Annotated in this window: 6 protein-coding genes; 2 read left to right on the top strand and 4 right to left on the bottom strand. The window is 72.3% G+C overall.

From position 1 onward, the window contains the following. Window positions 1-139 precede the first annotated feature (139 nt). From QK440_RS40890 to QK440_RS40875, 4 genes are all read right to left on the bottom strand, one after another. A complete protein-coding gene (locus QK440_RS40890) occupies window positions 140-562 on the bottom strand; it encodes a CoA-binding protein (RefSeq protein WP_282798338.1) in 423 nt (140 codons plus the stop codon). A gap of 217 nt (window positions 563-779) precedes the next feature. Then, the gene (locus QK440_RS40885; RefSeq protein ID WP_282798337.1) at window positions 780-1,187 is read right to left on the bottom strand and encodes a RidA family protein; all 408 of its coding nucleotides are present in this window, start codon (window positions 1,185-1,187) and stop codon (window positions 780-782) included. Window positions 1,188-1,432: 245 nt separating this feature from the next. Further along, window positions 1,433-1,744 (bottom strand): hypothetical protein, encoded by a 312-nt coding sequence (locus QK440_RS40880; RefSeq protein WP_282798336.1) that lies wholly within the window; start codon window positions 1,742-1,744, stop codon window positions 1,433-1,435. Between the two features lie 253 nt (window positions 1,745-1,997). Beyond that, window positions 1,998-2,573: a TerD family protein gene (locus tag QK440_RS40875; RefSeq protein ID WP_190140749.1), complete on the bottom strand. Its 576-nt coding sequence runs from the start codon at window positions 2,571-2,573 to the stop codon at window positions 1,998-2,000. A gap of 237 nt (window positions 2,574-2,810) precedes the next feature. On the opposite strand from QK440_RS40875, the gene QK440_RS40870 reads away from it, so the two are divergent. Together QK440_RS40870 and QK440_RS40865 are read left to right on the top strand one after the other, a co-directional pair. After that, window positions 2,811-3,230 (top strand): BlaI/MecI/CopY family transcriptional regulator, encoded by a 420-nt coding sequence (locus tag QK440_RS40870; protein WP_190140750.1) that lies wholly within the window; start codon window positions 2,811-2,813, stop codon window positions 3,228-3,230. An 8-nt stretch (window positions 3,231-3,238) separates the two neighbouring features. Further along, the coding region (locus QK440_RS40865; protein ID WP_282798335.1) for a M48 family metalloprotease at window positions 3,239-4,115 on the top strand (877 nt) is incomplete at its 3' end.

Below are 4,115 nucleotides of genomic sequence, written 5' to 3'. Positions count from 1 at the left end.
CCCTCGGGCGCCGTCCCCGGCGGGGCCGTGGCGGTACCGCGCGAGCCCTCGGCCCCCGCCTGACCGGACGGCGGCCGCGCCGGGCCGTGGCCGCGGGCCCGAGCGGCGCGGCGCGGCGCGGACCGCTGGGCTCCGCGGACTACCGGGCCCCGGTGGTGCCCAGGCGCGGGATCTCGATGGCGGGGCAGCGGTCCATGACCATCTCCAGGCCCGCCGCCCGCGTCCGCTCGTACGCGGCCTCGTCGACGACACCGAGCTGGAACCAGACGGCCTTGGCCCCGATGCCGACGGCGTCGTCGGCGACGGCTCCGGCGAGGTCGCTGTTGACGAACACGTCGACGACGTCGACCTCGAAGGGGATCGCGTCCAGAGAGGGGTACCCCTTCTCCCCGTGGACCGTCTCCGCCTTCGGGTGCACGGGCACGACCCGCTTGCCGAAGCGCTGCAACACCTCGGCGACGCCGTACGCCGCCCGCGCCTGGTTCGACGAGAGCCCGACGACGGCCCAGGTGTCCCCGAGCTCGGTGAGAATCTTGCGGACCGTTGCGGGGTCGCCGTACACGCTGGGCCTCCAAGGAATGTGCGGAAGGGCTGCCGCCCCGGACAACAGCGGGGGTGCGGCAAGGATTCCCGGAAACGGTACCGGCGCGACGCGTTGCACGGCGTCGCACGGCGCGCACATCCAGGACGTCACCGATCCCGCCGACTACTGCGAACGTCGAATCCCGAACGCCGAGGCGCCGGTCGAGGGCGGCATGGCAAGGAATCAGGCCGGTCCCTTACTGTGGCTTCACGTCGAGACGCACGAGCGCGCCGATCTCCACGAGTTGGTCCGGCAGCGCCAAGTCGGCAATTCCCATGACCGTGCTGGCGGGCCGGTGCTTCCCGAAGTACTCGGCGTGGAGGCGTGCTGCCGTGTCGAAGTTCTCCCGCAGGTTCCTCACCAGCACCGTGGTTTCCACTATCTGGCTGCGCCCGGCCCCGAAGTGACTCAGTACCAGGTCCATGTTCTCCAGCGTGGTGCGGACCTGCAGTTCGAAGTCGCCCGCACCCACGAACTCGCCGTGGCGGTCGTGGGAAAGCTGCCCTGACACGTACACCGTGTCGCCGACCTGGGTTGCCTGGCTGTACCCGTACAACGACTCCCACGGCATACCGAACCCGAATTTCTGCACCTGAGCACTCATGACTCACTCCCTCGCAACAGCGCGCGAGCCCGTCAGTTGCGGACAGGCCCCTGGTGCGCAGAAGTTACAGGCCCGTACAAGCGATGCTTGTCCGACAGTGAAGTCGCAGTGTTCTCGGCGTGCACAGAATCAACTGCGGCGAATTCTCAACGGGTGGCGACTCCGCGGATGGCGGGCCGACGCCCCGCAACGCACAAGCACTCCGTATGGCTGCCCGTTGTGCTCCGTCGGCGCTGGCCTCCGGGTCAGAGGTAGGCGCGGCCGGGAAGTGCGGCGGCTTCCTTGCCGGGGCGCATCTCGATCCACGTCATGATCGCGGTGATGGCGATCAGGACGACGATGTAGACACCGACGAGGAAGTCGGGGATGCCCTCCGCCCTGTCCGTGCCGACCAGGCCGAGGAGGACTACCTCCACGAGGGTGGCCGCGCCGAACGCGGCGAGGAGGCCGCGGTCGCAGGCGGTGCGACGGGTGAGGGCGAGGTAGAGGAAGGGCGCGAAGGAGAGCAGTCCGGCGGCGATGACGGGCAGGGTGGTCCAGGCGGCGCGCTTGAGCATGCGGGGCTCCTTGTTCGCTGACGAGTGAGGAGCCGCAGATTGCCCGCTCTTGGCTGGGCCCGGGAGCGTTGTGGCCAATCTGTGACAGTGCGGGTACGCCTGGTAATTGCTCCAAGGTGGGGTGGGTGCCGGGCGCCAGGCGGACGGGGTGGTCCGCTTGCCGTGGTGTCACGGCCTCGGGTGACGGGCCGGCGGGAGCCGGGCCGTCACCCGAGGGTGGTGCGGACCGCCCCGCGGCGGGCGGTCGTCGGCGTCAGACGTTCACGCCGAAGTCCGAGGCGATGCCGCGCAGGCCGCTGGCGTAGCCCTGGCCGACGGCGCGGAACTTCCACTCCGCGCCGTGGCGGTAGAGCTCGCCGAAGACCATGGCCGTCTCCGTGGAGGCGTCCTCGGAGAGGTCGTAGCGGGCGATCTCGCGGTTGTCCGCCTGGTTCACGACGCGGATGAACGCGTTGCGGACCTGGCCGAAGGACTGGCCGCGGTTCTCCGCGTCGTGGATGGAGACCGGGAACACGATCTTCGAAATCTCGGCGGGCACCGCGGCGAGGTCCACCTTCACGGCCTCGTCGTCGCCCTCGCCCTCACCGGTGAGGTTGTCCCCGGTGTGCTCCACCGAACCGTCGGGGCTCTTGAGGTTGTTGTAGAAGACGAAGTGCTGGTCGGAGACGACCTTCCCGGAGTCGTCGCAGAGCAGCGCGCTGGCATCGAGGTCGTAGTCCGTGCCGGTCGTGGTCCGCACGTCCCAGCCGAGGCCGACCAGCACGGCCGTCAGGCCGGGCGCCTCCTTGCTCAGCGAGACGTTGCCGCCCTTGGACAGAGAAACTCCCACGGTGTCCTCCTGTGGTCCTCTACGGAGTGGTTCTGCGTTCGTCCTGCCCGTAGAATCTACATGACTGTAGAAGAGTCCGTGGTGGATGGTCGGGTTTCGGCCGTTACGATGTGGCGCTCCCCGGCGGCGTACGGGATACAGGTGATGTACGCGACTTCTGTGCTGTACGTGGTGTCCATGGGGTGAAGAGAACGGGCAGGGTACGCGCACAGGAGCGGCGGGAGGCGAGGTCACGGCATGGAGCGGCAGGAGCGGCAGGAGCGCCCGCGGCGGGAGCCCCGCCCGCGCCGCCGGGGCCAGGGCGAGCTGGAGTCCCAGGTGCTCGCGGCGCTGCACGCGGCGCCGGGCCCGGTCGGCGCGGCCTGGGTGCAGGAACGTGTCGGCGGCGACCTCGCGTACACGACCGTGATGACGATCCTCACCCGGCTCCTCGCCAAGGGCGCCGTCACCCGCGAGCGCGCGGGCCGCTCCTTCCTGTGGCGGTCCGCCGCCGACGAGGCGGGCCTGGCCGCGCTGCGTATGCGCAAGGTGCTCGACGGCGAACGCGACCGCGAGGCCGTCCTCGCCAGCTTCGTCACCACCCTGTCCGCCGACGACGAACGGCTGCTGCGCGATCTGCTCGGCGAGGCGGGCGACGGCACCGCGACGGAGGCCTGACGGCGCCCATGGGGGTCTTCGTCTTCCTGCCGCTGGTGCTGCCGCTCACCGCCTGGCCGGTGGCCCGCGCGGCCGCCCAGCACCTGCACCCGCGCACCGCCACCCGGCTGCTCACGGCCCTCGCCGCCGTGATGGCCCTGTGCAGCACCCTGTGCCTGGCCCTGCTCGTGGTCGTCGGCACCGCCCAACTGCCCGGCAACCCGCTGCCCGACGCCTGGTCCGACCCCGAGGTCCGCGCCGCCGTCCCCTACGACGAGGTCGCGGGCAAGGCCGCGATCCCGGCGCTGCTCGCCGTGTGCGGCGCGGTGGGGCGGACGCTGTGGCGCCACGTCGCGGTGCGCCACCGGGCGGCGCGGGCGGTCGCGGGGCTGCGCGGGACGTCGGTGGCGGTGCTCGGAAGCGGTGGGGCTGACCGGGCCGGTGGGGCTCGCGGTGCTCACGGGGCCGGGGCTGTGGCCGGGGCGGCTTACGCGTACGCGCTGCCCGGGCCGGTCGGCCGCCGGGAAGCCGGTCGCGTGGTCGTCACCCGCGCACTCCTGGAGCGCCTCGAACCCGCCGAGCGGCGGGCCCTGTTCGCGCACGAGCGGGCCCACCTCTCCGCGCGCCACCACCGCTTCCTGCTGGTCACCCAGGCGGCGGCGCGGGCCAACCCGTTCCTCGGGCCGCTGCGCGCGGCCACCGCGTACACGGCCGAGCGGTGGGCCGACGAGGAGGCCGCCCGGGTGGTGGGCGACCGGCGCACGGTCGCCCGGGCCATCGGGAAGGCCGCGCTGGCGGGTGCGGGTGCGGGTGCGGGTGCGGGTGGTGCGGGGTTGGGGTCGGGGTCGGGGGTGCCCGCGCCGGTCCGTGCCGGTCTCGCGGGCCTCGCGGGCCTCGCCGCGGCGG

Origin of the sequence: Streptomyces sp. CC224B, from assembly GCF_030010595.1 — a bacterium.
Taxonomy (GTDB): Bacteria; Actinomycetota; Actinomycetes; order Streptomycetales; family Streptomycetaceae; genus Streptomyces; species Streptomyces longispororuber.
The sequence above is the reverse complement of the archived record's forward strand: the minus strand, read 5'-3'. Positions and strand labels throughout refer to the sequence as shown.

Excerpts from the sequence above, each read along its gene's own strand:
- QK440_RS40885 (WP_282798337.1), bottom strand. The coding sequence starts at position 1,187 with ATGAGTGCTCAGGTGCAGAAATTCGGGTTCGGTATGCCGTGGGAGTCG.
- QK440_RS40880 (WP_282798336.1), bottom strand. The coding sequence starts at position 1,744 with ATGCTCAAGCGCGCCGCCTGGACCACCCTGCCCGTCATCGCCGCCGGA.
- QK440_RS40870 (WP_190140750.1), top strand. The coding sequence starts at position 2,811 with ATGGAGCGGCAGGAGCGGCAGGAGCGCCCGCGGCGGGAGCCCCGCCCG.